Annotated in this window: 22 protein-coding genes; 5 read left to right on the top strand and 17 right to left on the bottom strand. The window is 47.9% G+C overall.

Features of this window, described 5'->3' with window-relative positions; genetic code table 11:
- Window positions 1-12 precede the first annotated feature (12 nt).
- Window positions 13-1,026 carry an alpha-hydroxy-acid oxidizing protein gene (locus tag BUQ78_RS06315; protein WP_084532261.1) on the bottom strand — a complete coding sequence of 338 codons (1,014 nt, stop codon included), beginning with the start codon at window positions 1,024-1,026 and terminating at the stop codon, window positions 13-15.
- A 75-nt stretch (window positions 1,027-1,101) separates the two neighbouring features.
- On the opposite strand from BUQ78_RS06315, the gene ade reads away from it, so the two are divergent.
- Window positions 1,102-2,895, top strand: coding sequence for an adenine deaminase (gene ade / locus BUQ78_RS06310; protein ID WP_074199639.1), 1,794 nt, complete (start codon window positions 1,102-1,104; stop codon window positions 2,893-2,895).
- A 72-nt stretch (window positions 2,896-2,967) separates the two neighbouring features.
- Here the strand turns inward: ade and BUQ78_RS06305 are convergent, their stop codons facing one another.
- The 9 genes from BUQ78_RS06305 to BUQ78_RS06270 form a co-directional block, all read right to left on the bottom strand.
- Entirely contained in the window at window positions 2,968-3,951 is a 984-nt protein-coding gene (locus BUQ78_RS06305) for an ornithine cyclodeaminase family protein (RefSeq protein ID WP_084532259.1), read from the bottom strand.
- 15 nt (window positions 3,952-3,966) lie between these two features.
- Window positions 3,967-4,908 carry an MBL fold metallo-hydrolase gene (locus tag BUQ78_RS06300; RefSeq protein ID WP_074200186.1) on the bottom strand — a complete coding sequence of 314 codons (942 nt, stop codon included), beginning with the start codon at window positions 4,906-4,908 and terminating at the stop codon, window positions 3,967-3,969.
- A gap of 114 nt (window positions 4,909-5,022) precedes the next feature.
- Window positions 5,023-6,180 (bottom strand): NAD(P)/FAD-dependent oxidoreductase, encoded by a 1,158-nt coding sequence (locus BUQ78_RS06295; RefSeq protein ID WP_074199638.1) that lies wholly within the window; start codon window positions 6,178-6,180, stop codon window positions 5,023-5,025.
- A 1-nt stretch (window position 6,181) separates the two neighbouring features.
- Window positions 6,182-6,469: a (2Fe-2S)-binding protein gene (locus BUQ78_RS06290; RefSeq protein ID WP_014807728.1), complete on the bottom strand. Its 288-nt coding sequence runs from the start codon at window positions 6,467-6,469 to the stop codon at window positions 6,182-6,184.
- On the bottom strand, window positions 6,466-6,981 hold the full coding sequence (locus tag BUQ78_RS06285; protein ID WP_074199637.1) for a 4Fe-4S dicluster domain-containing protein: 516 nt from the start codon (window positions 6,979-6,981) through the stop codon (window positions 6,466-6,468). The genes BUQ78_RS06290 and BUQ78_RS06285 overlap by 4 nt, the downstream gene beginning before the upstream one ends.
- The gene (locus BUQ78_RS06280) at window positions 6,978-8,087 is read right to left on the bottom strand and encodes an NAD(P)/FAD-dependent oxidoreductase (protein ID WP_074199636.1); all 1,110 of its coding nucleotides are present in this window, start codon (window positions 8,085-8,087) and stop codon (window positions 6,978-6,980) included. Before BUQ78_RS06280 ends, BUQ78_RS06285 begins: the two co-directional genes overlap by 4 nt.
- Window positions 8,084-8,416 (bottom strand): (2Fe-2S)-binding protein, encoded by a 333-nt coding sequence (locus tag BUQ78_RS06275; protein WP_014807731.1) that lies wholly within the window; start codon window positions 8,414-8,416, stop codon window positions 8,084-8,086. The genes BUQ78_RS06280 and BUQ78_RS06275 overlap by 4 nt, the downstream gene beginning before the upstream one ends.
- Window positions 8,417-8,498: 82 nt before the next feature.
- Window positions 8,499-8,615, bottom strand: a complete 117-nt coding sequence (locus tag BUQ78_RS09990; protein WP_143228347.1) for a MetS family NSS transporter small subunit — start codon at window positions 8,613-8,615, stop codon at window positions 8,499-8,501.
- A complete protein-coding gene (locus BUQ78_RS06270; protein WP_074199635.1) occupies window positions 8,612-10,111 on the bottom strand; it encodes a sodium-dependent transporter in 1,500 nt (499 codons plus the stop codon). The genes BUQ78_RS09990 and BUQ78_RS06270 overlap by 4 nt, the downstream gene beginning before the upstream one ends.
- Before the next feature lie 434 nt (window positions 10,112-10,545).
- On the opposite strand from BUQ78_RS06270, the gene BUQ78_RS06265 reads away from it, so the two are divergent.
- Window positions 10,546-11,553, top strand: a complete 1,008-nt coding sequence (locus BUQ78_RS06265) for a proline racemase family protein (RefSeq protein WP_074199634.1) — start codon at window positions 10,546-10,548, stop codon at window positions 11,551-11,553.
- An 80-nt stretch (window positions 11,554-11,633) separates the two neighbouring features.
- Here BUQ78_RS06265 and BUQ78_RS06260 read toward each other — a convergent pair whose 3' ends face one another.
- The 3 genes from BUQ78_RS06260 to BUQ78_RS06250 all read right to left on the bottom strand — a co-directional run bounded on the left by BUQ78_RS06260 (window position 11,634) and on the right by BUQ78_RS06250 (window position 16,398).
- Complete coding sequence (locus BUQ78_RS06260; protein WP_074199633.1) at window positions 11,634-12,551, bottom strand: glycyl-radical enzyme activating protein; 918 nt, start codon at window positions 12,549-12,551, stop codon at window positions 11,634-11,636.
- 22 nt (window positions 12,552-12,573) lie between these two features.
- A complete protein-coding gene (gene hypD, locus BUQ78_RS06255) occupies window positions 12,574-15,000 on the bottom strand; it encodes a trans-4-hydroxy-L-proline dehydratase (protein ID WP_074199632.1) in 2,427 nt (808 codons plus the stop codon).
- A gap of 102 nt (window positions 15,001-15,102) precedes the next feature.
- On the bottom strand, window positions 15,103-16,398 hold the full coding sequence (locus tag BUQ78_RS06250; protein ID WP_074199631.1) for a dicarboxylate/amino acid:cation symporter: 1,296 nt from the start codon (window positions 16,396-16,398) through the stop codon (window positions 15,103-15,105).
- Window positions 16,399-16,621: 223 nt separating this feature from the next.
- On the opposite strand from BUQ78_RS06250, the gene corA reads away from it, so the two are divergent.
- The 3 genes from corA (at window position 16,622) to BUQ78_RS06235 (ending at window position 19,743) form a co-directional block, all read left to right on the top strand.
- Window positions 16,622-17,680 (top strand): magnesium/cobalt transporter CorA, encoded by a 1,059-nt coding sequence (corA, locus tag BUQ78_RS06245; RefSeq protein WP_014807759.1) that lies wholly within the window; start codon window positions 16,622-16,624, stop codon window positions 17,678-17,680.
- A gap of 60 nt (window positions 17,681-17,740) precedes the next feature.
- A complete protein-coding gene (locus BUQ78_RS06240; RefSeq protein ID WP_074199630.1) occupies window positions 17,741-19,294 on the top strand; it encodes an L-serine ammonia-lyase, iron-sulfur-dependent, subunit alpha in 1,554 nt (517 codons plus the stop codon).
- Window positions 19,295-19,371: 77 nt separating this feature from the next.
- The gene (locus tag BUQ78_RS06235; RefSeq protein ID WP_318259544.1) at window positions 19,372-19,743 is read left to right on the top strand and encodes a radical SAM protein; all 372 of its coding nucleotides are present in this window, start codon (window positions 19,372-19,374) and stop codon (window positions 19,741-19,743) included.
- A gap of 27 nt (window positions 19,744-19,770) precedes the next feature.
- Here BUQ78_RS06235 and BUQ78_RS06230 read toward each other — a convergent pair whose 3' ends face one another.
- The 4 genes from BUQ78_RS06230 to BUQ78_RS06215 form a co-directional block, all read right to left on the bottom strand.
- On the bottom strand, window positions 19,771-21,459 hold the full coding sequence (locus tag BUQ78_RS06230; RefSeq protein WP_200779698.1) for a recombinase family protein: 1,689 nt from the start codon (window positions 21,457-21,459) through the stop codon (window positions 19,771-19,773).
- 19 nt (window positions 21,460-21,478) lie between these two features.
- Window positions 21,479-22,147 (bottom strand): recombinase family protein, encoded by a 669-nt coding sequence (locus BUQ78_RS06225; protein ID WP_074199629.1) that lies wholly within the window; start codon window positions 22,145-22,147, stop codon window positions 21,479-21,481.
- Window positions 22,148-22,480: 333 nt separating this feature from the next.
- Window positions 22,481-22,648, bottom strand: coding sequence for a hypothetical protein (locus tag BUQ78_RS10035; RefSeq protein ID WP_159432094.1), 168 nt, complete (start codon window positions 22,646-22,648; stop codon window positions 22,481-22,483).
- 450 nt (window positions 22,649-23,098) lie between these two features.
- Window positions 23,099-24,613, bottom strand: a complete 1,515-nt coding sequence (locus BUQ78_RS06215; RefSeq protein WP_084532255.1) for an ISLre2 family transposase — start codon at window positions 24,611-24,613, stop codon at window positions 23,099-23,101.
- Window positions 24,614-24,834 lie beyond the last annotated feature (221 nt).

Below are 24,834 nucleotides of genomic sequence, written 5' to 3'. Positions count from 1 at the left end.
CAGTTTTAATCTTCAGTTTCCCGATATACAATGAGAGACTTCCCTTACGCTTGGACAGGATGTTAGCATCATCGCGACGGACAGCTCCTGTGCCAATCTCTCGTAAAGGAGCCTGACTCCTTCCTTGCCACCTCCAAAGACACCCCAAACGACTGGGCGTCCCACCAACACTGCGCTGGCCCCACAGGCCAAAAATTTCAACACATCGGACCCAGTCCTTACGCCTCCATCGGCCAATACGATACATCGACCCCTAACCCTTGAGGCTATTCCGGGAAGAACGGATATCGTGCCCGGCAGGTCGTCTAATACCCTTCCGCCATGGTTGGACACCACTATGGCGCTGGCACCTGCATCGCAAGCCATCACAGCTTCCTCTTCGGCCATTATGCCCTTAACTATCACCGGCAGATTTGAACTTTCGCATATCCTTTTAAGGATGTTCGGATTTAAAGGACGAACCAACTCGCCCGATCTCCTCATGTTGACCAACCCGGCTGCATCTACATCGATGCCCACGGCCAAAGCTCCCGCTTCTTCAGCCATCTTGATTCGTCTCATTATTTCGTCAAATTCCCTTGGCTTTATTATGGCAATGCCTTTACCTGCTTCCCTTAAGGCCGCTATGGTATCGTCATAAAGATCTCCCGGGCCGTCTCCTATCATGGCGATCGTGCCCGCCTCCATGGCACCAACCAGTTGAGCCTGCGCGAACTCCTTTTCGGCTATCTTGGCGGCGAAGTTGACCTTGGCGCCGGCGACGGCCGCCCCAATGACCGGCAACGCCAATTTTTGTCCAAAAAGCTCAACTCCCATATCGGGCTTGTCAACGTCATGAAGCAGCTTCATCTTAAACTTTAGCCCTCGAAGTGCCTCGTAATTGTTCTTCGCGCTGCTTCCAGTGCCTATGCCGCCTATGCCCGGCACTTTTCCGGCACAGGCCTTCATATCACAGACGGGACACAGATGACATATCCCCTTCAACGATTCCCTGGCCCTTTCTAAGACATCTTCCCATCTCAACAAAAATCACCGTGCCTTCTGCTTGTCTTATAATAGTATTAATTATTTTAAACTAAGGAACCGAAAAGGGGTGACAATATGCCGAGGTTTTTGGGAAGAAATGCTCTTTACGAGGTTACACGCGACCTAACGCTTGCAGCCCAAGGCAAAATAAAGGCAGATACCGTGATAAAGGGAGGACTTGTGGTAAATGTCTTCACAAAGGAGATATTGCCTGCAGACGTAGCCATATACAAAGGGCGCATCGTCCTCGTCGGGAACGCGGATCACACGATCGGCCCAAATACGAACATTATAGATGCTTCTGGATTTTATTTGACGCCGGGACTTCTTGACGGCCATATGCATGTAGAGTCCAGCATGGTCACGGTGACGCAGTTTGCCAGGGCAGCGCTTCCTTGCGGGACTACCACCATCTTCATGGATCCCCACGAGATAGCAAACGTCTTGGGATTAAGGGGCGTCAAGCTGATGGTGGACGAGGGCAAAAATTTGCCGCTAAAGGTGTTTGCCACCATGCCATCGTGCGTGCCGTCCGCTCCCGGATTCGAGGATGCCGGAGCCGTCATCACGCCAAGGGAGATAGCCGAGGCCATGAAGTGGGACGAGATAATAGGCTTGGGCGAGATGATGAACTTTCCCGGCGTGTTAGCGGGCGACGAAAATGTGCACGAGATGCTTAAAATAACGATGCAGTCAGGAAAGATCGTAACCGGGCATTACTCCATACCCGAAACGGAAATAGGCTTACAGGCTTACGCGGCCTCCGGCGTGGCATCTTGCCATGAAGGGACAAGGAAAGAAGATGCCTTGGCCAGGATGCGCCTGGGCATGTATAACAAGATGCGAGAGGGATCGGCCTGGCAGGACATAAAGGCCACTATCAAGAGCTTGACCGAGACCTTCGTAGACGACAGAAGGGCATTGCTCGTCACCGACGACACTCACCCTCACACCATACTGACGCTTGGCCACATGAACCACGTAGTAAAAAGGGCCATCGAAGAGGGCATGAACCCCATTAGCGCCATACAGATGGCCACTATAAACACCGCCGAGTGCTTCCGCGTAAGCCACGAAATAGGAGCAATAGCTCCAGGAAGATGTGCAGATATTCTTTTCCTTAGAGACTTGGCCGATTTTAACCCAGAGATAGTCATGACGGACGGAGAGATTGTTGCCCGGGAGGGCAAGTTGACGACGGAACTAAAAGCTCCAAACTATCCCGATTGGGCGCTTAACTCGGTACATCTAAAATATGAGCTTTCAGCAAGCGACTTCGAGATCAAATACGGTGGGCCTGAAAAGGAAGTAACTGTCAGGGTAATCCAAGTGGTCGAGGCAAGGGTAAATACCTTTCACAGAACTACGAAGCTTAAGGTTCATGACCAAAGGATAGAAGCCGATCCTTCCCAAGACCTGGCCAAGGTCGCCGTTGTAGAGCGTCACGGCGGACCCGGCAACATGGGGATTGGCTTCGTCAGCGGGTTTAGCTTGAAGCGGGGGGCAGTGGCTTCCACCGTGGCACATGACAGCCATAACCTTTTGATCATGGGCACAAACGACGCCGACATGGCCTTTGCGGGAAACGTCCTGCGCAAGTGCGGCGGCGGTATGGTCGCCGTATGCGACGGCAAAGTGCTGGCCTTGGTCGAACTTCCCATAGCAGGCTTGATGTCAGACAAACCCGTGGAAGAGGTGGATGCCCATGTCAAGGCCTTGGATGAGGCATGGCGCAAACTAGGATGCACCATGGTGTCACCCTTCATGACCATGGCTCTGCTTTCGCTTCCCGTAATTCCTGAGCTTCGAATAACCAACAGGGGATTGGTCGATACCTTGAACTTCAAGTTCGTAGATCTGATCGTCTAGTCAATAAGCCGCGGCGAAGGCTTAACATATATTTTAGCCCTCGCCGCACGTAAATTATAATTTAATATTTTACTATATCTCAATCCACTGGCCGATGCCCTTGTCTAAAGCCTTTTCATAGGCCAATTGGGCTGTCATCACGTCGTGACTTGCGATGCCCATGAGCACGGCGCCGCGACGGCCTTTTCTCACCGGAGTTTTCAAGCCGGCACAAAGCTCGCCCATGTCCGCGTAGATCTTATCCTTTGTCGGATAGCCGTCCTGGAAGTAAACTCCCTGCTCCTGTGTCCAAAGGTATTGGCCGGTATCGTCGCACACGAATACGTCTGCCTCCGCCATTACGGGAGCGCAAAAGGACGAGTCGTAGTCCACGGCAATGGCCAGCACATCTTCCTTGAGACATTCGGCGCGAATGTATCTCTTGGGGCATTCGACGATCGGGGTACAGGTGACGACCACGTCGGCATCCGCAACTGCTTCTTTGGGACTGTCGCAGGCGACGAATTGGCATTGCTTAAACAATGGGGACATGTCCTTGATATAACGTTCTATTTGCGAGGGAAACACGTCATATACCCTGACCTGCCTTACTTCTTTAAACACCTCCATCAAGGCCATGAGGTTCATCCTTCCCTGCACACCTAGACCTATCACCGCGATCACCTTTGAGTCGGGGTCGCCCAGGTATTTAGCACACACGGCAGAGGCGGCCCCTGTGCGATAGGCTGTTATCCAAGACGCGTCCATTATGGCCTTTACCAGCCCCGTATCGCTTTCGTTCAAGCACATGATGCCGCTTATATAGGGAAGCCCCTTCTCTTGGTTGGACGGATAGCCTGCTACCCACTTGATGCCTGAAGCATCTACCTCCCCTCCTATGTAGCACGGCATGGCATGGATAAAACAATCCTTTCTGGGATGTATGCCTATCTTCGCAGGCATGCTCACCTTGCCTTCTCCCTTCAGCCTAAACCCGCGCTCCACGGCTTCTATGATATCGGCCATCCTTATGTTCAGCTCCTCAAGGGAACTCCTAGATAGCATTAAAGACCTCAACCCAATTCCCTCCCCTTATATTGTTTTGGACAGATAATCCAAAAAGCCATTGATTGAAGAAAGGATGTTGCCCATTTCTCGAATTTTGATGTCCTCAGGCAAATGTGAGAAATCGCTCAAAAGAGGATCCCGTTCAATTAAATAACACGCCACATCCTCCGGGTCGACAGGCAATCCCTGATGGTCGGATAAGTAGTCGCAAATCAAATCGTTCCAATGCAGGAGTTGCCTTTCCTCCAAATCGAGGAACTTATTTACCTCATCAGTATAACCAAAGTGAGCATAGCACATAATGCCTGCGTCCAAAGCCTTTAACTCCTTTATGCTTGAAAGAGCGCTGTCAAGGTAAAATTTCGGCGGCGTCGCCGGGCGCAATATAAACGTGCCGTCGCTAACTCCAGGGTAGGCGAATCCCCTTTTGTAATACGTTCCTGCGGCTTCTCCTGCGAAGAGGACCTTTAATCCAAGATCGCAAAGAAACGAATAGTGATGGGATGCATGACCTGACGTTTCAATCTTAGTTATGCGATCCAATCCGACATCTTCCGGCAAAAAGCAGGACTCGTTTACGGCAATGGGCCTTCCGTAAGCCAAAGCTACGTCACCTAACACATCAACGCTTGATTTCCAAAGACGATCGGGGTTTACCAAGTGCTTCTTTCCTTTTGGATGTACCAAAACCCTGGCAGAGCCAAAAACTTCAAGCAGCTGTCCTAGCCCTCCCGAGTGATCGAGATGCACGTGCGTCAGTAAAATCAAATCCAGCTTCGATATGCCGAGTCCCTCGATATTCTTCATCAAAACAGGCACAGTCGAAGCCGGACCAACGTCGACTAACGAGACTCTATCCAAAGTTTTGTCCACGATGAGCCAGCTGCTTAAGAAATGATGAAATCCCGCTAGGTTGTCGATGGGCAGATCTATCAAGGTGATATTTACGCCTTCTCCAATGTTCAACGTAAACCTGTCGTGCACAAGCTTTTCGTCGGCTATTTCAAGTCATCCTTTCTGCGTATAAAATTTAGGGATATCATGATTTAGATTTTCATGATATCCCCTTATTTTACGCCCTTACACTACGGCGGGCTCCTCTATCAATTCGCCCTTCTCGAAGCGATCATAATTCAATACATCGATCGGTATGGAGGTCGTTCCCGTGACGATAAGCTCGGCAAGGAGCTTGCCTGAAATGGGACCGAACATGAACCCATGCCCCGAAAAGCCCGCTGAGATGTAAAATCCCTTCACTTCTTTGGATTCCCCAATGACGGGCTGCTTGTCAGGCGACATGTTGTACATGCCGGACCACTGCCTTACGACCCTTACTCCTCCAAGCTTTGGCAGCAGTTTGACTATCACCCTCGACATATGCTCCAGGAAGTTCCACGTGTTTCCAAGGGAGTAATCCTCAGGGTGCCCCTCAGGGCTGCAGCCGCCTATTATTGAACCTATAGGCCTTTGTTGTATGTAATAATTGCCGGAAAAGCTCATGAGCATGCAGGGGCAAACTCCGAATTCAACGGGCTCCGTGACCAATATCTCATGTCTTTCGGAATAGAAGGGAAGCTTAATGCCTGCCATGGCAGCGATATGCTGCGAGTAAGGGCCGGCCGCATCCACGACTACCGGGGCATCTATCTCTCCCCTTGTCGTAACGACACCTTTGACCTCACCGTCTTTCACCTTTATGCCCGTACATTCGGTGAACTTATAAAACCTCACACCTCTCTCGCTTGCAGCCTTGTGGTAGGCTATGGTCGTAAGGAAGGGATCGGCATGGCCGTCTCTGTGGTGATAGGTAAACCCAACGGCATCTTCTGCCGAGAGGGTCGGGCATATCTCGTATGCCTCTTCTTTGCTCACAACCCTTGAGGTGATGCCTAAGCTGTTTTGAAGTGCCACATTTTTCTTTAACTGCTCAAATTCGCTTTCTTTATAGGCAACCATGAGGTAGCCACCCTGATGAAGGCCTATGTCCATTCCGAGCTCTTCATGGAGGTTTTCTAATATCTCGAGGGAGGCTAATCCCAACTGACAGTTCATCTTCGTTCCCCACTGAGCCCTAATGCCGGCAGCACACCTTCCCGTCGAACCTGCCGTTGGAGTATCCTTTTCGAGAACCACGACATCTTTCATGCCCAACTTGGCCAAGTTGTAAGCTATTGAACACCCCTGAATTCCGGCGCCAATCACTACGACATTTGCCGTGTTCTTCCATTCTTCGGGCATCTTATTTGTCCACCTCCTCGGCTAAAAGCTCAAGTTTAACCGGCTTGGAAGGCGGACGAAAGGTTCCGGGATCAACCTGACTTACCGGGACGTTTTTCATCTTGGCTATCTCCCTCAAGATTATCTCCCTGCATCCTCTGCCCTGACAGGGACCCATACCTACACGCAGGATGTGTTTGAGCTCGTCGAAGGTGTCGTATCCTCTTGCGATCCAGTCCCGTATTTCCCCCATGGTTATCTCTTCGCATCTGCATACGATTACGTTTCTTTCCTTTTCTTCTTCTGTCATCTGCTCCTCACCACCCTTATGGCCCTTATCTCCATCACAAGGGATTTGGGCACTGCCACGTGTACGACCTTGGTCTTATCCTTCCAGGGCTCCATGATCTTCAAGACCTTCCCCTTAGAAACGACCTTGCCCTCGCGGTTTAGGCATTCGACCTCTTCCCCTTCGTCAGGCAACGGCAACATCTCATAGGGCAGCTTAAGTAGGGCCTCTTCATCGCCACCGTAAGTAAGATCTGCGACGAAACAGGCAAGTCCGGGACATTTAGCGACGCACATAGCGCATCCTGTGCACTTTTCGTAGTCAATCTGCGGCGTATCGTTTATGTCGGCAAACTCCTTTATCGCACCGGTGGGACATCCCGTATGGCAGGGGTTGCAGGGAATCCTTTGGGGGCATTCCACGATAACTAGGCCGTTTTTCTTCTTCTCCCATAGATCCTTAGGAGGCTGGTGTTTGCCATACATCTCCGGAGGAAGCACTCCGCTGTTGAAAAGCCTTTCACCCTGGTTCATCTTTCATTACCTCCGAAATCATCCGTTAAAACTTGAGCGATGCCTTCTCTAATCTTGACGCCAGTCTCGCCGTTTCTTAAGGCATTTAGCCTTTCCCAGTAAACGTCAAGTTTCTCCAGGTATTCTTCTTCCTTAGCGTAACCAAGGTCGTAAGCCATGCTGAGGCCCGCGATGCGACCTTCCACCATGGCGCTTGAGGCCTCTTCTATTCCAGCGGCGTCGCCCGCCACCCATACGTTTGGGTTGCTCGTGCGCATGGATCTATCTCGAAGAGCCACGTGCCCGCAAAGCTGAGGGACGTATTTCATCTCGCATCCCGCTTGCCACAAAAGCTCGCATGTGGGATTTAAACCGACTGCCATGCATATGACGTCGCAATCGACGTGAATTTCCTCCCCTATAAAGCCACATCCTGGGCTTATCTGCTGTATTATGGCACCTTCTACTACGTCTTTACCCAAGGCCTCTTTGATGGAGTGCTCCAGTAGGATGGGAACGCCAAGCCTTCTGACCTTGGCCGCATGCACCCAGTATCCCCCTATCCTTGGCATCGCTTCGACTATGGCCGCTACCTCTACCCCCGCTTGAAGCAGCTGGTAACTTACTATGAGTCCTATGTTTCCCGCTCCAACCATGAGCACCCTTTTGCCCGGCACCACACCGTAGACGTTCATTAAGGTCTGCACCGCCCCCGCACCGTACACGCCGGGGAGGTCATTGTTTGGGAAGGGTATCAGGCGTTCTTGTGCTCCCGTGGCCACCAAGATCTTCTTGGGCAAAACCTTAAAGTAATTTTCCTCGCCCTCCATGCAGTTGACCACGCCATCGTCCTTGTAGTAGCCCAGGGCCGTGCAATTGGAGTAAGTCTCGACCCTATTGCCGTATCCTTTAAGTTCGTCTAGCAGTATATCGGATATGACAAACCCCCGTGTGCCTGCTCGCTCGAATGCGGAACCGAAGAACTTGTGCGTCTGTTTTATCAGTTGGCCTCCAAGCCTTAGATCGCTATCTACGATCATGACATGAGCGCCGTAGGATGCCGCCTCGGCAGCTGCCGATAACCCAGCAGGTCCCCCGCCTATCACTAAAACCTCGGTGTTTTTCACTTCAGATCACCTTCGTGATTGAGCTTAATCTTGCCCTTCCCCCGCTGCACTTCGATTCGCATGCCCTCTTTAAGGGGCGTTATGCAGGTTCGCACGTTAGGCACTCCGTCCACGACCATAAAGCAGGAAGAGCACTTGCCTATGGCGCAAAAAAAGCCGCGAGGCCTCTTCATCTCGGGCGTCTCGCGGTATACCTTAATCCCGTTGGCATGAAGGGCCATGGCTATAGGCTCTCCCTCGAACCCCTCCATCTCCTTGCCCTCGAAGGTAAACCTGACCAACCTGCCATGGCGAAACTCCAGTACCGGGTGTTCCCTGATCAGTTCCAAGCTTGCCACCTCCTGATTATACGAAGCATTTATAAATTAATTCGTTTGGTCGCCTTGTTTTATATAAATATACACCAATATATCATTTAGTTTGAGCCTTCTTGCGCTCGCTGGAAAAAGCCACATTCATAAAATACAAAGTTCCTCCCCATACCAATCCCAATATCACTATCATGGTAATAAGGCTGCCCGTGCTCATGATCTTGCTCCCCCTTTAATAGGCTCTCCCATGACCTCCACTTTAACGACCTCATCATTATTTATAATGGCTTTCGCTAAAGTATTGTTGAACAGCATAAAAATCACTATTACCAATGCCCACTGCAGGAACATCGTTCCTGGGCTATAGGTCTCAAAGGGGTTCCACCACGTCGCAGGATACCAAGTAAATTGCTGATACGTCCACCAACCGCATACGATGGTAAACATCGCTGGGAAGCAAAGGATGCACCAATTCCACCATTTCCCCACGTACAGCTCTGAAACGGGGTTGATGATTTCCTTCCTGACCTTTTCTACTCCATATTTCATCATGGCTATGGCGACAAAAAGACCGCTTACCAGAAGTCCAACTCCCCACACCTGGTCTTGGTTATTCAGGAACTCCACATTTATGGCCGACGGCAAGCCTCCCAAAAAACATAAGGCCACTACCACAGATGCAGCCTTTCTCCTGGACCATCCTGCATCTATAAAGTAGCTTTTTATGCCAACTTCGTACATAGCATAAAGCGAGGTTACCGCAGCAAAGGTCATGGCGAGGAAAAATAAGGCAGACACTAATGTTCCGGCAGGCATCGTGGGAAGAAGCCTCGCCAACCATATAAACGTAAGGCCGGTATTGCCTGCACCTATGGCTTCATATAGATTTTCAGGAGCAAGGGCATATATGGTGGGTATCACCGTCATGCCGGCCAATAAAGCAGCAGATGTATCAGCCAAGCCTACCATAAATGCATTGCAGGCAATGTCTTCCTTTTCACGGCTGTAAGCAGCATAGGTAGTCATGAAACCCCATCCGGCTCCGGTGGACCAGGCCGCTTGCGTAAATGCCTCAAGCCACACCCTACCGTTTAATAACTTGCTAAAGTTTGGGTTAAACAGGTAATTTAAGCCACCAGCAGCACCAGGAAGTGTCAAAGCCCTTATCATTGCTATTATCAACAATACAAATAAAGTCGGTATCATAAGCTTGGAGGCCAATTCTATGCCCTTGTTGACGCCTCTAAAAACTACCACCGCAGCAATAGCTACAGATATGGCATGGTAAAAAATGCCCTGCCAAGGAGAAGAGATAAAGCTATTCCACACCAATTCCGTATCCACGCCAGGCCTCAGGGTCGTTATGCTCAATACGAAGTATTTAATTGCCCATCCCATCGTGACGGAATAATAAGCCCCCAGGGCAAGACATACAAATGCATGCCATCCGCCCATCCATGTGTACTTCTTGCCCATGAAATCCCGAAAGGCGCCTACAGATCCTTTTCTAGTGTGCATTCCAAGGCTCATTTCCGCCATGAGCAAAGGCACGGCCCACACAAAGACTGCAATCACATAGGCCACCATGAAAGGTCCACCGCCATTAGCTGTAGCAACCCTTGGAAATCGCCATATATTGCCTGTCCCTATGGCTTGCCCCATGGCCGCCGTGACAAATCCCAACCTCGTCATAAAGGCATCCTTATCGCTCATTTAGCATCCCCCTCTCTTGTCTCTTCGGCTAAATAATGCCTTCCCCCATAAATATGCCTAGCGATATCCCAGCGAACTTACCTCGATCTATCCCCCCTTTATTCGCTCTTCTAATAAAAGCTTGAATGTCAGCATACTTTATTGGCCGTTGCTTTGTAATGTTATTTCGACGAGATAAGGAGTTAAATTGAATAACTATAGAGCAAGCTCTTATTCATCTGTCAGGGTTGCAATGAGTGATACATATTCTAGGTACATGGGGAAAATCTTCGACTTCCGATTGACGCTGTCCAAAATAGGTCGGAATATTCATACTAATCGCACAATAAAAAATATACTATAATGTATTTATTGCTCAATATAATCCTGCCCAATCCAACTGTCAAGACCAATAGAGGACCGAGAGAAAACCCAATTAGAGGAGGATTGAGCTGATGAAGATTTCCCGTTCAATAATTGCGGTCGATTCCCACACCATGGGAGAACCGACAAGGGTGATCATCGGAGGCATTCCAAACATTCCCGGTAAAACCATGTCCGAAAAAAGGGAATACATGGCATCCAACCTGGACTATTTGAGGACCGCCTTGCTCCTTGAACCGAGGGGTCATAGCGATATGTTCGGAGCGATAATGACCTCTCCAACGACACCTGATGCGGATTTCGGTGTGATATTCATGGAAAGCGGCGGATACGTGAATATGTGCGGACATGGAACCATAGGTGTATGTACGGTCGCAGTCGAGATGGGAATGGTAACGCCAATTGAGCCCATTACAAACATAACATTAGATACACCTGCAGGTATCGTCAAAGCCGGGGTTGCAGTCTCAAATGGCAGGACAAAGGGAGTGACCTTTGAAAATGTCCCTGCATTCTTATACAAAAAGGACGTATTAGTAAATACACCGTCATTTGGCGAAATAAAGATGGATATCGCGTTTGGAGGAAACTTTTTTGCCCTGATCTCAGCCGAACGGTTAGGCCTGAAGATCGAAAAGCCATATGCCCAAAGGCTGATCGATGCTGGGATGGAGATACTGGAATGTGTAAATAATTCCATCCAAGTCGGGCACCCTGAAAAACCGCATATAAACACGATCGATCTGGTAGAGATATTCGAAAAAGTGCCACAAGAAGGCGTGCATTACAGGAACGCCGTAATTTTTGGCGAGAAGTCGCTCGACCGCTCCCCCTGCGGTACGGGAACCTGTGCTAAGATGGCCTCCCTTTTTGCCCGCGGGGAACTCAAAATTGGCCAGGAATTCATAAACGAAAGCATACTGGGCACACAATTCATAGGAAGGTTAAAGGGAACGACAAAGGTCGCAGGCCTAGATGCAGTGATCCCTGAAATCACAGGTAGGGCCTTTGTGACCGGCGTAAGCCATTACATGATAGACGACGAAGATCCACTAAAATATGGGTTTACCTTGCGATAGACAGATCGTGCAAACCGTTAAAAATAAGGCCTCAATGCCGGTTAACAGCTTTGAGGCCTTATTTTCTTTAATCTTTAAATTTAAAGCTTAACGTACAGACCTATGTCCTCGAACTTCCTTTTGATCTCCATTAACCTTTCCCGCGAAGGGGATTTGTGAACCGTCATCTTGTAGTCCTTATCGAGCCTGTTGTACTTTTCGCTTACGTCATGGTAGGGAAGGAGGTCTACTTCCCTTAAGCCCTTTAGAGTCGAGATAAATTCGACCATATCCTCTACATTGTCAGGCGTGTCGTTTATCCCTGGGATCACAGGAAAACGGAGTATTATGTCCTTTGCCCTGCCGTAGTTCACCAAAAAGCGCAAGTTTTCCTTGATCTGAGCGTTCGATACGCCCGTGTATTTGATATGTTCCTTTTCGTCGATTAGCTTAAGGTCATACAGAAAAAGGTCCACGTAATCCATGACCAAAGCTAAAACTTCCTGCGGCGCAAATCCAGACGTATCAAGCGTCCTATGAATGCCCATTTTCTTGCATTCCTTCAACACCTCAAGCAAAAACTCATGCTGATACAACGGCTCGCCGCCAGAAAAGGTAACTCCACCGCTTGAATTATCAAAGTAGAGGACGTCTCTTTCTATCTCCTTCATGAGCTCGCCCACGGTGTACTCCCTTCCCACAAGCCTTAGGGCGTCACTCGGGCAAGCAGCAGAGCAGTTACCGCACGCTATGCATAGATGTCTGCTAACTCTGGGGCTTTCGTCGAACTCGATTGCCCCCATAGGACACACTTCAGCACAGGTGCCACAGTGCATGCACTTATACTCGAAGTACATCAACTCCTTGCCAGAGTCTATTCCCTCAGGATTATGACACCACCAGCACTTCAAAGGACATCCCTTGAAGAACACTGTCGTCCTTATGCCGGGTCCATCGTGTATGGAGTACCTTTGAACGTCGAATATCAATCCAAGACAACTGTTCTTTACTTCATTCATTTGTCGTAGTTTTCTCCTTTGTTTAAACCTGCTCGTATTCAGTCCTCGCTATTATCTCTTCCTGCAAGCCCTTGGGCAAATTGACGAAGTAATCGCTGTAGCCGGCGACTCTCACCATGAGGTCCTGGAAGTCCTTGGGCCTTCTTTGTGCTTCCTTGAGCAGTTCGGTGCTTACGACGTTAAACTGCACGTGGTGTCCGCCCATCATGAAAAAGGTCCTGATCAACTGGGCCAGCTTCTTAACGTTTTCTTCCCCTTCGAGCAGATCGGGGCTAAGCCGTTGGTTCAGCAAGGCACCGCCTGTCTTATCCCAATCGCATTTTGAGACGGACCTGAAAACGGCTGCAATGCCCTTCCTGTCGCTTCCCTGTACGGGCGATATGCCTTCAGACACCGGGAAGCCTGCCTTTCTGCCGTCAGGGGTAGCGCCTGTGACTTTGCCAAAATAGACGTGAGCAGTGGTAGGCAGAAAGTACGCCCTCTTTGACGCCCTCCTCATGGGCGAGGGAGGATAGCTTTCGATCATGCTGACGACCTGGTCCACCAGGTCTTTGGCTATCTTGTCGGCATAATCGTCATCTTCGCCGTATTTGGGAGTTTTGTTCAATATGACCTGTCGCAACATCTCGTATCTGCCGGCAAAGTCGGACTTCAAGGCGTCGAGCAGTTCGCCCATCTGCACAGCCCCTTTGTCGAAGACGTGATATTTGACAGAGGTCAGGCTATAAGCAATGGTGCCGAGGCCCACCACCTGGAGGTACTGGGTATTGTAGCGTGTGCCGCCGCAGTTGTAGTCCTTTGCCTTTTCCACGCAATCGCAGATCCAAAGGGACATGAAGGGAACGGGAAAATGCTTGGCAAATATGGACTCTATGATGTCATTTCCCTTCATCTTGATGTCCATAAAATACTTAACCTGCTTCATGAAGGCATCCCACAGATCATCAAAGGTCTTAAAGTTTCGGGGATCTCCAGTGCTTAAGCCCAGCCTTTTGCCCGTTCGGGGATCGATGCCGTCGTTTAGGGTGATCTCAAGTATTTTGGGCAAGTTGAAGTATCCGGTTAAAATGTACGATTCCTTTCCGAAGGCTCCGGTCTCCACGCATCCGCTTACGCCTGCTGTGCGGGCATCCTCCAAGGATTTGCCCTGCCTTAACATCTTAACGATGACGCCATCGAAGTTGAAAAATGGAGGTTCGCCAAATCCAGGCCCCACCACCTTTAGCGCCTTTGTGACGAAACGTTCCGGATTTCTGACGCTCACCTGGACAGCGGTATTTGGCTGCAACGTCCTCATCTCGTCTAAAACTTCAAGCAATAAATAGGAAACTTCGTTGACGCCGTCGGAGCCGTCCTCTTTAAGACCTCCTATGTTTATCTTCGTGAAGTCGTTATAGGTAAAGCTTTCCTCTGCCGTGACGCGCACCTTTGGCACTGCCGGCTGATTGTTGATCTTTATCCAGAATGCCTCGAGCAGCTCCTTTGCCTGATCCCTGGTAAGCGTCCCATCGGCAACTTCCCTCTCATAAAAGGGATATAGGTGCTGATCCAGCCTTCCGGGGTTGAAGGAATCCCAGGGATTTGTCTCGTACACTATGCCCACATGGACGAACCAATAATGCTGCAAGGCCTCCCAAAAGGTCCTTGGCGCATGGGCAGGCACGTGATCGCAAATTTGGGCCATCTTCTCAAGCTCGGCCTTTCTTTTGGCGTCTCTTTCTAATTTGGCCAACTCTCGTAGTCTTTCGGCATACCTTTTAGCATAGATCAATATGGCGTCAGCTGCGATGTCCATGGCCTTTAGCTCTTCCATTTTATCGTAGTAAGCTGGGTCTGCTGGGTTTAGTGCGTTCATCTGTCTTTTTATATCTTCTTTTATGTCCAAGACGCCCGACGTGAATATCTTTTCTCCGCCGGCGCTGTGACCGGGCGCCCTCTGTTCCATGAACTCGGTCCATATGCCAGCCTCGTAAGCTTCGATCCATTCCTTGGGGAGGCTGCTAAAGATTATCTCTCTGGTCGTCTTGCCCTTCCAAAAAGGTATGATCTCCTCCTCATATATCTTTTTTGTATCCTCGTCGACCCTGTAGGGCATGTTTTCCCTTGTGTCCAAAACTTCCAGATCCTCGAGGTCGTGGGTACATATCTCTGGGTATGTCGGCACCTCCTGAGGTCCTGTGCCACGAAGGCCTACTATGAGCTGCCCGTCTTCCACGGGAAGGCTTACTCGCTCCATCAGATACTTGAAGGCTAGGGCGCGTCTAACGGGTTCGGACTTGCCGTCAGCTTGACCGCTTTTGTAAAACTCGGTAACAAGCCTGGCCCGTTCGCTTGATATCTTTACAGGAGCGCTGACGCTTTCTTCCCTGAGCTTCGCAATGCGCTCGCTTATAGGCCTTATCGCTGCCCTTCTTTTTGCCATTTCCATTTCCACTCTTACTTCGGACATTTTACATGCCTCCTGATTATCTATAAAATGAACTAATTATATAGTAATTTGTAAATTTTATAATCATTTCTAATTTGGTTATATTATACGCCCCCTTAACCCCTACTTCCACTTTTCCCAATCGATCAGACCTTCGCTTTTGGCGACTATTGTGGTTCCAGCAAGGTCGCCTGTGACGTTTATGCAGGTCCTGCCCATGTCTAGAATCACGTCTATCCCAAGAACTAGGGCAAAAGCTGCTGCAGCTACCGTACCCGGCTCAGGATTAATTCCCAACATATTCATCGCCGCCAACAACATTACAGGGCCTGATCCTGCAATCCCTGCCGTACCTGTTGTACCAATAGTTACTACTATAGCAAGCAATACTTGCTGCGCCAATGTAAAATGAATTCCCATCGCATTGGCCACGAAAAATATGGAAAGCACCTGGTAGTAAGCTTCCCCGTCAAGATTTATCTGCGATCCCAAAGGCAGGGTAAAACCACACACTGATCTGGATATTCCCATCTTTTCTTCTGCCGTCTTTATCGATAGCGGCAAAGTTGCACTGCTGCTTCGCGTGGCGAATGCCATTAGCATGGGGTCCTTAACCTTGGCAAAGAATTTGCGCAAGTCCACTTTAAACAACATCAAGAAGAAACCATAAACTACGAGAACCTGAAAGAGGTAGCCAGAGTAACAGGCAGTGATCAACTTCCCAAGGCCACCTATGATATTTAGGCCCCTTTGTGCAAATAGAACGGCTATTAAGGCAAAGACGCCTACTGGGGTATACTCCAGAACACCTTGCGTAATTTTAATCATGATCTCGGCTCCGCCTTCACAAAAGGTGTAGACTGCCCTCACGGCATCCCTCACCCTGGTGTCCTTGCTATCCCTGAGGCATGAGATCGCAAGGCCAAAGAAAATGGCGAAGATCAAAACTTGCAAATATGACCCTTTCGCAAAAGAAGCTATTACATTATCGGGAAATAAATTTAAAAACACATCACTTATCGACGTATCCCCAAGTTTTGTGCTGTTATTTGCTACAGACTCACCAACTGCAAAGGTCATGCCCAACCCCGGCTTAAAGACATGAGCCAGGAGCAGGCCAAATGTCGCTGCAAGTAAAGTGGTAAACAGATAATAACAAAAGATCTTTTTCGCTATATTGCCTATCTCAAAGATAGACGTAGACCCGAAACCTACAACGATTGCAAAAAAGATCAGAGGAAGCACGACCATCTGCAGCAACTTAAGCATCAGGTTTCCCAAGGGTTCAACCACGGTGATGCTCGGCCCTATGATCAGCCCCGCAAAAATGCCCAACGCAAAGCCGGCTAAAATCCTCCACACCACCGGTACCCTGAAGTACCAACCCAGAAATCTCTTCTTCTTTCCCGCATCATCCATTTTGACTCCATGCCCCCCAATCATTTAGTACATCATGTATACTGTGTATTATATTACAGTCACCTATCGTCCTGTGTCAATATAAAATTACAGGTTCGTTGTGGGTTAAAATAAAGGGCGTAGAGTATTTGCCGACAACCGCATCACCAGCTCTTGTCTTAGAATAGCAGTATGATGAACTTATATATTGCATCATTTTATTGTAACAAATGGAGGTATCGATGTGAAAAGATCCAAAAAGGAGATCGGCAAAAAGGTCGGGACTCCACCGGGAACGCTCATATACACTGGCGACAAAAGGGAAGAGTTCGAGATAACTGCGATAGACTACAATGCCAGTGGATACAGAAAAATAAAGGTCAAGGATATAGACGAGTGTGCATCATTTAAAGATCCTTCTACTGTCACATGGATAGATGTTGTGGGGCTGCACAGGGTAGATGCCGTAGAAAAGATCGGCAAAATTTACAACCTGCATCCCCTTGTGTTAGAGGATATCCTAAATATTCATCAGCGATCCAAAATAGAGTACTTCGAAGATTACATCTTCATTGTCCTCAAGATGTTGAACTACGACGACAAATCGCACGAGATCGAAAGCGAGCAGGTCAGCATGGTGTTGGGAGACAGCTTTGTCTTTACCTTTCGGGAAAGAAAACTGGACATCTTTGACCCTATACGCGAAAGGATAGAAAACGACAAGGGAGCTATCAGAAAGAGGGGCGCCGATTATCTCCTCCATGCCTTAATCGATATCATCGTCGATCACTACTATATAATCCTCGAAAAGCTGGGAGAAGAGATTGAAGGCCTGGAAAGCGAAGTGATCACAAACCCCTCCCAAGATACCGTACAGGCAATACATAAGTTTAAAAGTAATTTAATTAACATGAGAAGGTCTGCATGGCCCTTGAGGGAGGTTTTAAGCCAGCTGTCGAAGGGAGATTCACATTTAATCACTGAAGCACTCATATACTTTAGAGATGTATACGACCATACCATTCAGGCAATAGACACCGTTGAAATGTTTCGGGATATGACAAGCAGTTTGCTTGACATATATCTTTCGAGCATAAGCAATAAAACTAACGAGATCATGAAGGTTTTGACCATAATAGCCACGATATTCATCCCTTTGACCCTGATTGCGGGCATTTACGGCATGAACTTCAAATACATGCCGGAGCTGGAATGGAGATACGGTTATCCCATGGTGCTAATCGCGATGTTGGTCATCGGCATAGGGATGGTGGTGTATTTTAAAAGAAAAAAGTGGATGTAATAGATTTCTTCCTAACATAAGGCTTATGTCCGAAATATGATTCAAATCGGAGGCAATCAAATGAAGAAGCGCGTAAGCATCCTTAATGACGTAATTGGCCCGATAATGAGGGGGCCGTCCAGCTCGCACACGGCAGGGCCCTGGAGGATCGGCAGGATAGTAAGAGACTTATTGGGGGAAAATCCTGGTGAAGTCATTTTCTGCTTTCATCCAGCAAGCTCAATGGCCGTATGCTACCACGACCAAGGCAGCGATTTGGCTTTCATAGCCGGCATATTGAACCGCGATTTAACTGATCCAGACTTTCCGCGCATGCTTGAAATAGCTCAATCGGAAAACATAAAAGTTTCTTTTAAGCTCAAAGCCTTTCCTGAAGCAGACCACCCCAACAGCACCCTGATCGAGGCAACAGGGGAGAATGGAAAGAAGTTAACTGCGCATGCCCGTTCAATAGGAGGAGGCTCAATAGAAATAGCTTCTATAAACGGGATACCCGTAAAGATCACCGGAGATCGCTACGAGATGATATTGATACTAGGCCTTTCCATCAAAGGGGAGGACGAAGAAAAACTTGTAACTGCTCTAAAATCTTGGGACAAAGAGGCAAAAAAGATCGTCGCGGCCTCCAATATAGCGCTTTATGCAAGCTCACCCCTTGAGCCTCCTGCCGGCATATCCGACAATACTGGCGTAATTTCTTCATACCTTGCCAAACCTATTCTTTTCCCCTTAAAGGGCAAAGAGGCATTTAAAGACACCTTCGAACTTTTAAACCTGGCAGAACGAGAAAAATTGACCTTAGGGGAAGCAGCTCTTTTTTACGAGGAGTCGCTCTTGCAAATGCCGGCAACCCTACTAAACGAAGAAATGGATGCGAGGCTAAGGGTGATGCTAGAGTCAGCGCAAGTTGGGCTTACCAGCAAGGATTTGCCGATGAAGCTGCTGACTCCAACGGCGTGGAAGGTGTACGAATCGGAAAAGGAGGGCAAACTTTTTGTCGGTGGAATCCATTCCCACGCTGCCACAAGGGCTCTCGCCGCCATGCACGTTAACTCATCCGGAGGCGTAGTGTGCGCATGTCCGACAGGTGGCTCGGCAGGCGTAATACCGGCAATATTATCAACTCTCATAGAAGACTTTGGATTAGACAAAAAGAAAGTTTTAGATGCGCTTTGGGCTGCCGGAGCGGTGGGGTTGGCTTTGGCCAGGCGCAGCACGTTTGCTGCTGAGGTTGCCGGTTGTCAGGTGGAGATCGGCGCAGCAGGTGCCATGGGCGCTGCAGCAGTAATCGAAGCAGCAGGCGGCACGGCCAAGCAAGCCTGCGATGCCGCCGCAATAGTGTTTCAAAACATCATGGGCTCTGTCTGCGATTTGGTCCAGGGCATCGTGGAAATCCCCTGCCACACCAGAAACGCAGCCCTTGCCTCACAAGCTCTTTTGTGTGCCGACCTGATACTTGGAGGTTACGAGAACTTCATTCCTTTGGACGAGACCATCGACGCCGTCCACAGTGTTGGAGAAATGCTTCCTGCAGAACTGCGCTGCACGTCCCGGGGCGGGCTTGCATGCTGTCCTTCGGCACAAAAGCTTATACGGAAAGACCGCAACGCTTAAATATTCATTTAGTATAATTTGACCAACTATAGCATACAAGGAGCAGAAATTTAGCTCCTTTATTTGAGGTGCTTTGCATGAAGCAGGACAAAAAATTTCTAAAAGAGCTACCGGAACGCTTGGAAATGGCTTTGGAAATTTTGTCGAACTGTGAACTGTGCCCCAGGAAGTGCCACGTAAATCGCTTAAAAAGCGATAAGGGCTTTTGCAAGACGGGAAGAAATGCCGTCGTAAGCAGCTACGGACCTCATTTCGGCGAAGAAAAAGTTTTAGTAGGAAGATTTGGCTCAGGCACGATATTTTTCACACACTGCAACATGGCATGCGTGTTTTGTCAAAATTACGACATCAGTCAACTTGGCAAGGGCAATGAGGTCTCCGCCCAAGAATTGGCTGACATCATGCTTGAGCTTCAAGGGACGGGTTGCCACAATATTAAAATATTATAAACGGTTTTAAGCATAAACGGTTTTATGCTATTCGCTCAGTTCTGCATGGTTCTTTAGGTATAGCACCCGGAGGTCTCGGCTTCCCCGAAACTTAATTCGCACCTTGTCAATATATTTGCTTTTCATAATCTTAACAATGCCGGGTTCTTCGGTTTCCTGTATTTCCTGATAAGGTTCCTGAAGCGGATAAATTTTAATCCATTCAATAGATTTCTGAATCTGCTGGCGCAAGCGCAAGCGTAGTTCAATTCGCTCTGTCTCACCTTGGGCGGAATTTAATAACTGATATATTTCTTTAGCCTGTTCAATGTCTTTTTCCAGCCCGGCCTTTTGTTGCCGTAATTCCGTTATTTCCCGTTCAAATTTCTTATTCTCGCTCTCTAACCTTTCTTTATCATCAAAGGCCTGGGATAGCTTCTTTTCAAGCTGTTCCCTGATTCTGCTGTCCTTTGTTCGTCCGATGGTGTCGGAGAAGTTCTCCACTTTACTGTCAATTTCAAGCAGCCTCTGCCTATTAACTGTTAGAAGTTTTTCTAACTCATTTATTCTGGCCTGGGTTTCATCTTCCCCCGGTATTAGCTGGCTGATGTCCAGTTCCTCGAAGTTATCAAAAAATAATTGCTCAAATTCCTCATATCGAATAGGTTTAGCAGTACAGGTTTTCAACCGCCTAGAAGCATCACAGACTAGGTATTTCCTGCTTTTTGGCGGTTTGCCTTTGTTTATAAAATGCATGGGATAACCGCATAAACCGCATTTAATGACATGGGTGAAAAGGTTTGAGACTTTACCCGTCCTGCCTCCAGCATTGCCTTTTTTCTCTGCATTAGCTTGTAATTGAGCCTGCACCTGGTAAAACAATTCCTTATCAATGACTGGTGGAAAATAATCCGGTATTGGGTCGCCTATGGGTTGCCTCTTGCCATCAACTAATTTATGTGGCTGGAATTCCCCAATAACAGCCTTGGTCCTTAGAATTTTAGTGATGTAGCTTTTTCTCCAGCCCCCGGTTTTATTACGGCCTGTTTTCGGTGGTTTCCAGACATTTGGGTCTTCGTTAAGCTCTCTCTCAATTCTTCCCGTCCCTTTACCGGCCAGTTTCTTACGGTAAATCAATTCAACTGCTTTGGCTGCTTCAGGGATTAAGATAAATTTAGTTCTGTCTTGAGAAAGTTTTAGCCACGCTGGGGCTTTTGCGGTCAGCTTTTTGCCTCCATTGCCGGCTTTACTCCTTTTGTTCTCCCAAACGGCTGATATACGTTTAGACTTGGTTTCTGATTCATCGTGTGCCCGGGCCATATAAGTGATAGAAATTATAAGCTGTGCCCAGTTCTGATTAATGCTTTCCTGGTCATATTCCATCCCGTCTTGCAGTGTTACGATTTTAATTCCTGCTTTAATGATACTTGTAAACTGATTAAGTGCATCAAGGATTTGCTCCCTAGAAAGCCTGTCCAGGTTTTCTACTAGCAGAACCGAACCTGGAGGGATTTTCCCTTCTTCCACCAATCTGAGGAATTCCCCTAATGCCCCTTTAGTGCGATGATGCCCTTTATAAGCAGATAGTCCTTTATCAGTTAGTTTTAATGTATCGTCTAGGATAAGGCCATGCTGTTTGCAGTATTCTTCGGATAACTGAATTTGACGCCGTAAGGAATCACCTTTTTCTTGCTCTGGAGAGGAGAAACGGATATAACTGAAAGCCCGTGGTTGCACCGTTATTTTCCCTCCTTCCTTACGGTGTAGGCGTCAATTTGTCCAGGCCGTGCCTCTTCAGCCAGTTAGTCAGGGTAGCCGGGGTAACGCCATAGCGTTCTGCTATGAAAATCTTTTTTGAGCCGTTCTTTAGCAATGCAACGATTTCCGGCTTGAACTTATCCAGCTTTGACTTGCCAGGGCCTTTGGGCCTGCCTAGCCGTTTTCCAGATGCTTTAGCTGCGGCCAGTCCTTCCTTTGTCCTTGCAGATATTAAATCCCTTTCTATTTCAGCAAACAGACCTAACATTGTCCGCATAACTTTTGATTGTATATCGTCCCCGTTTAGCTGGAAGTTTTCTTTGACAGAAAAAACTTTAACTCCTTTATCCTTTAATTCGTTTAAGACTTCTAAAACCTCAACTAGGGAACGTCCTAGCCTGGACAATTCAGGGACAATAAGGATGTCACCCTCTGACATTGATTCTACCAAATCTTTCAACTTTCTTTTTTTCCAGGATTTTAAGCCTGAGATTTTCTCCTCCACAAATTCAACCTGCCCCAAGAATCCCTTTGAATTGGCAAAGGATAATATATCAGCCTTATTTTTTTCCGTGTCCTGGTCAATCGTTGAAACTCTTAAGTAGCCGTAAATTCTAAATTGCCTTAGCCTCGGGTGAGCCTTCGTCTTAATCTTGGTAGTAGGCATATTAACCCCCCTTTCATCTTCCTTTTTTGACATAATTAGGATTTTTTAATTTAATTATAAAGGAAAAGAAAGAGAAAGTCAAGCCTTTTTTCAGTAATAGATTCAATAATTTATATGATCGTTTTGTTCAAAACGTTTTCGGCTAGTACAAAGTACAATTTGGTAGTATAAATAGGGGCAAGGTTCTTTCCAATTCATTTCTCCCAGTTTTCATATCTCTCACGACTAACTTGTGATGTCTGGAATGAATCTCAATTCGCTTTGAGGTAGGATTTTCGTAAACCTGAATTGGCTGGTTTTGATTTTGTTTCTCTTCCATTGCCCTCCTTCCTTTCATTCGGGTATTCGTTTTGGACAAGGTTCTTCGTTGTAGCGGTATTTTTTAGGTTTTGTCCCGAATTCTGCGCAGGTAGCATAATCCAAGGCGTTCTTGCAATACGCACACTGCGACATTTCAGCTATGACCTCGCCTTTCTTCCATCTGAATTTATCCTCGGGCATTGTATCACCTCGTTCAACTTTTCGCTTTCTAACTATATTATACCTTTTCTTGTCCGCCTCCTTTAATGGAGGCACCTACTCCAGGTGGAGTAGGTGCTTTTTCCATGCTATTCACACTCTTTCATTTCATTAATGTCCAAATACTGCATTTGCCGCCTCCGGGTGGGCAGCTGAAACTATTTCCCGTAGCCGGGCCTGGCTGTAATGTTTTGCAACTTCCGGTAAGGGTAACGTTTCGCCACAAACCTTCTTCCGTGTAGCGGATTTCTTTGCCCAATCCTGGATTATCTCTTTTTCTTCCTCATACTGCCGCCAGGCATCGTCAAGGTTAGGGTCATTTCCCCGAATGTAGGTTTTTACTTTACCCTGCCGGCAAAGGTTTAGCCACTCTTCCACGCTATGCGTACGCGTCAAGCTTTAGTAGGCGAGAGACCTCGCCACAATTGGTGTTCATAAAGCTGTGCTGAAGCCGCTGAGGTTCCGTAGAGCTATCACCCAGGGTTTCGTAGAGTACCCTAAGCTAGGCATTGCTACTCTCAGCCATTCACCTGGTGCTTCATGGCCGCTAGTTATCACTTGCTGGCGCAACCTGGGAACAGGATTAAGAACATCATTCTCGGGATGACGGTCTAGCCATTGGAATAGTTGATCGTTGCTGCGAAGCATTAGCAGCGATGCCATTGCACAAGCGCCAATACGGCTCCACAGCATGCCTCGTTTCTTCATGCGGTTTGCTACCTTCTTGTCAACCATTGTTTCTGCTGCACCCATCCCGTGAAGCCTTATTCCCTCATACTCATTGCCTAGGCGGTGACGGTAGTCCAACAAATGCTCTGGATACTTCTTAAATAGATTGAGTAGTTTCCCGTAAACCTCTCGACGTTTTTCCGGAATCCTCGGAGCCATCGCCTCAAGAGTATCTACGAATACGGTTACATCTCCCCTATCTAGTTGTGCCAACAAATCATTAGCAGCCTTTTGACCTACCGCAAGACGAAGGTCCCTGATGAGATGGTACCTATCAAGTTGGACTATAGCATCAGCAAAATAATCCTTAGCTGTCTTCTGTATCCAGTCCGCTCCATCTCCGTTAATAACAATCTGAGTATCCGTTAGGTCGTATGTTTTCATCAGCTGTGCTGTAACCGTCTCCCAAAAATCGTCTCCACCATTAAACAGGCCTATCACAGTTGTCGCTTTCTTTAACTTGCGCCGCTTACCCAATTCTTCCCAGCCCTCATGAATCGCAGCCAGTTTCAGTTCTAGTTTCGTGGTGTCTGCGCCCTGACAGTTAACTATAATGCCATCTGCTTCAATGAACAGCACGGGCACCTTTCTTAGCTCGACGTTCTCCACTCTCTGACCAGCTACAAATAACAGCTCTTTTGATTGCTGCAGCACTTGGCTTTGTAATTCACCATATCGGCGAACCTCATTGTGAATGGTGGTATGGCTAATCCTTGGGAAACCGGCTTCCTCGAGCATCTCCGATACTTCTCGAAAACTTAGGCGCGTAGCAGCCGACACTATAAGTCGCAATAATCCGTGGGTTACACGCCGGCGAGGTTGGATATTCAGTCTCTCGTTCAGCAGAAAACGAGCTTTACTGCCTTTCTTCTTGCCTCGCTTCTTTGAGGCATGAACGTATAGGCGACGGTGTATCACAATGTCTCCTATCAGTGTGGAAAGCGTCCTACGCCTCTTACCCACGCATTTGTAGTGTTTGGGTTTTTGCGCCAATAAGGCGTCATCAAGGGCCTCTATCAATGCAACAAACAAATGGCGTGCTACAGCCAAACAGGCTTGCTCCAAAGTCTTGATATCCTCTACAAAATCCAGTACACTAGGGTTGAGGGCGATGTCTACGCCTCGCTCTTCATGAGACCTCGCTCCTTTCTGTCTATCTGTTGGTGCGAGGTCTCTATTTTTATCTCCACACGCGTTTTTCCTGCCACCGCCTACCAAAACTTTACGCTAACGACAAAGTTAGACAAGGGATTGCACATGCTGCTGCTCTTCATTCTATTCTTTGGAATGAAATTGAATATCGATGTAGAATATTATAACGAGCATATTGGTAACGACGATGTTACAGCTATAAATGGAAATGGTAATAGTTAAAGGCCTGATGCGGTTTCTTCCCCGAGAGAGTAAGGGGAAAAACATAGGGGGGTAAGTAAGACACG

The sequence above is a fragment of the Acetomicrobium flavidum genome, assembly GCF_900129645.1.
Classification (GTDB): Bacteria; Synergistota; Synergistia; order Synergistales; family Acetomicrobiaceae; genus Acetomicrobium; species Acetomicrobium flavidum.
The sequence above is the reverse complement of the archived record's forward strand: the minus strand, read 5'-3'. Positions and strand labels throughout refer to the sequence as shown.